Origin of the sequence: Photobacterium minamisatsumaniensis (genome assembly GCF_050336695.1) — a bacterium.
GTDB lineage: Bacteria > Pseudomonadota > Gammaproteobacteria > Enterobacterales > Vibrionaceae > Photobacterium > Photobacterium minamisatsumaniensis.
In genome coordinates this window covers 1-3,034 of sequence record NZ_JAKJSI010000006.1, presented here as the reverse complement: position 1 = coordinate 3,034, position 3,034 = coordinate 1, and the positions used below count along the sequence as shown (strand labels likewise).

The 3,034-nt window shown below is 49.4% G+C and carries 4 rRNA genes; all 4 read right to left on the bottom strand.

Features of this window, described 5'->3' with window-relative positions:
* A 23S ribosomal RNA gene (locus L4D78_RS00290) occupies positions 1 to 245 on the bottom strand; the annotation flags it as partial.
* A gap of 315 nt (positions 246 to 560) precedes the next feature.
* Positions 561 to 2,115 (bottom strand): 16S ribosomal RNA (locus tag L4D78_RS00285).
* A 416-nt stretch (positions 2,116 to 2,531) separates the two neighbouring features.
* Positions 2,532 to 2,647, bottom strand: a 5S ribosomal RNA gene (gene rrf, locus L4D78_RS00280).
* Between the two features lie 119 nt (positions 2,648 to 2,766).
* Positions 2,767 to 3,034: ribosomal RNA gene (locus L4D78_RS00275) — 23S ribosomal RNA — on the bottom strand; the annotation flags it as partial.

Below are 3,034 nucleotides of genomic sequence, written 5' to 3'. Positions count from 1 at the left end.
CGCTACTGCCGGAATCTCGGTTGATTTCTCTTCCTCGGGGTACTTAGATGTTTCAGTTCCCCCGGTTCGCCTCGTTACACTATGTATTCATGTAACGATAACTGCTTATGCAGCTGGGTTTCCCCATTCGGAAATCGTAGACTCAAGTGGCTTTTACTGCCTAATCTACGCTTATCGCAAGTTAATACGTCCTTCATCGCCTCTGACTGCCCAGGCATCCACCGTGTACGCTTAGTCACTTAACCATACAACCCCAAGAGGTTTCGTATGGCAACAACCAAGGTTCACTCTCTAATTAAAGAGAATTATTTGTTTTCGCCGGACTCTTACACAAGACACTTGAATGTGTTTGTTTTGAGAACTCGTTTTTATCTTTCGATAAAAACTATTGTAATCCAATCATTCGATTGAATTTACTAGTCAGCTTTCCAGATTGTTAAAGAGCATAACGCAAAAAGCGTTAATCAATAACTGACGTTATTCATTAGCGCTTTTGCCATTCTTTGACATTTTACCAAGCAATCTGTGTGGACACTGCATAAAACAGCAGGTCATATCGTTAAGGAGGTGATCCAGCCCCAGGTTCCCCTAGGGCTACCTTGTTACGACTTCACCCCAGTCATGAACCACACCGTGGTAAACGCCCTCCCCGAARGGTTAAGCTATCTACTTCTGGTGCAGCCCACTCCCATGGTGTGACGGGCGGTGTGTACAAGGCCCGGGAACGTATTCACCGTAGCATTCTGATCTACGATTACTAGCGATTCCGACTTCATGGAGTCGAGTTGCAGACTCCAATCCGGACTACGACGTACTTTGTGGGATTCGCTCACCATCGCTGGTTGGCAGCCCTCTGTATACGCCATTGTAGCACGTGTGTAGCCCTACTCGTAAGGGCCATGATGACTTGACGTCGTCCCCACCTTCCTCCGGTTTATCACCGGCAGTCTCCCTGGAGTTCCCACCATTACGYGCTGGCAAACAAGGATAGGGGTTGCGCTCGTTGCGGGACTTAACCCAACATTTCACAACACGAGCTGACGACAGCCATGCAGCACCTGTCTCAGAGYTCCCGAAGGCACACCTGCATCTCTGCTGGCTTCTCTGGATGTCAAGAGTAGGTAAGGTTCTTCGCGTTGCATCGAATTAAACCACATGCTCCACCGCTTGTGCGGGCCCCCGTCAATTCATTTGAGTTTTAATCTTGCGACCGTACTCCCCAGGCGGTCTACTTAACGCGTTAGCTCCGAAAGCCACTCCTCAAGGGAACAGCCTCCAAGTAGACATCGTTTACGGCGTGGACTACCAGGGTATCTAATCCTGTTTGCTCCCCACGCTTTCGCATCTGAGCGTCAGTCTTTGTCCAGGGGGCCGCCTTCGCCACCGGTATTCCTTCAGATCTCTACGCATTTCACCGCTACACCTGAAATTCTACCCCCCTCTACAAGACTCTAGTCTGCCAGTTCAAAATGCGGTTCCGAGGTTGAGCCCCGGGCTTTCACATCTTGCTTAACAGACCGCCTGCATGCGCTTTACGCCCAGTAATTCCGATTAACGCTCGCACCCTCCGTATTACCGCGGCTGCTGGCACGGAGTTAGCCGGTGCTTCTTCTGTCGCTAACGTCAAAGGCARCCACTATTAATGACTACCCCTTCCTCACGACTGAAAGTACTTTACAACCCGAAGGCCTTCTTCATACACGCGGCATGGCTGCATCAGGGTTTCCCCCATTGTGCAATATTCCCCACTGCTGCCTCCCGTAGGAGTCTGGACCGTGTCTCAGTTCCAGTGTGGCTGATCATCCTCTCAAACCAGCTAGGGATCGTCGCCTTGGTGAGCCATTACCCCACCAACTAGCTAATCCCACCTGGGCTAATCTTAGCGCGAGAGGCCCGAAGGTCCCCCTCTTTGGTCCGAAGACGTTATGCGGTATTAGCTATCGTTTCCAATAGTTATCCCCCACACTAAGGCATATTCCCAGGCATTACTCACCCGTCCGCCGCTCGCCGCCCATTAACGCCCCCGAAGGATTGTTGTTGTCGCTGCCGCTCGACTTGCATGTGTTAGGCCTGCCGCCAGCGTTCAATCTGAGCCATGATCAAACTCTTCAATTAGAATTTTTGTGGTCTCTCGACCGGCTCAACGAATACTGATTGAACATCAATAACTAGAAGCTAGTCATGACATTCGAATTGACTGTGCCGAAGCTTCGTTATCTACTATAGCTGGCGTTATTTTGTATTGGTCACTCAGTTCATTGATAAATCTTTTGACTTAACTTTTTCACGAGTGCCCACACAGATTGCATGGTCAAATTGTTAAAGAACGTTGACTTTCAATGCCTTGGCACGTTGTGCTTTAGCCAGTCAGGAGGCGTATAATACGCGTTTCTGATATCCAGTCAAGACAAAATTTTCAACTTTTTCATCGCTTGATTGAAAAGTAAAAACCTTCTGTTGACGTCGCTCACATTACAATCAGTGGGAGCGAAATAAAAGCCCGTTGTTGCCAACGGGCTCTCAAATTGGGAGCCTGGCGATGTCCTACTCTCACATGGGGAAACCCCACACTACCATCGGCGCTATTACGTTTCACTACTGAGTTCGGCATGGGATCAGGTGGGTCCATAATGCTATGGCCGCCAAGCAAATTCTGTTTTTATTTACCGCCTTCTGGCAGTCAATAAGCAATCTGGGAAAATCTGACTAGTTCTCGCTTCCCATTCAAGTGTTTGTTGGGTTCGTTAAAAACCCCTTGGGTGTTGTATGGTTAAGCCTCACGGGCAATTAGTATCAGTTAGCTCAATGCCTCGCAGCACTTACACACCTGACCTATCTACGTCGTAGTCTCCAACAACCCTTTAGGATACTTAAAGTATCAGGGATGACTCATCTCAGGGCTCGCTTCGCGCTTAGATGCTTTCAGCGCTTATCGATTCCGAACTTAGCTACCGGGCAATGCCACTGGCGTGACAACCCGAACACCAGAGGTTCGTCCACTCCGGTCCTCTCGTACTAGGAGCAGCCCCAGCCC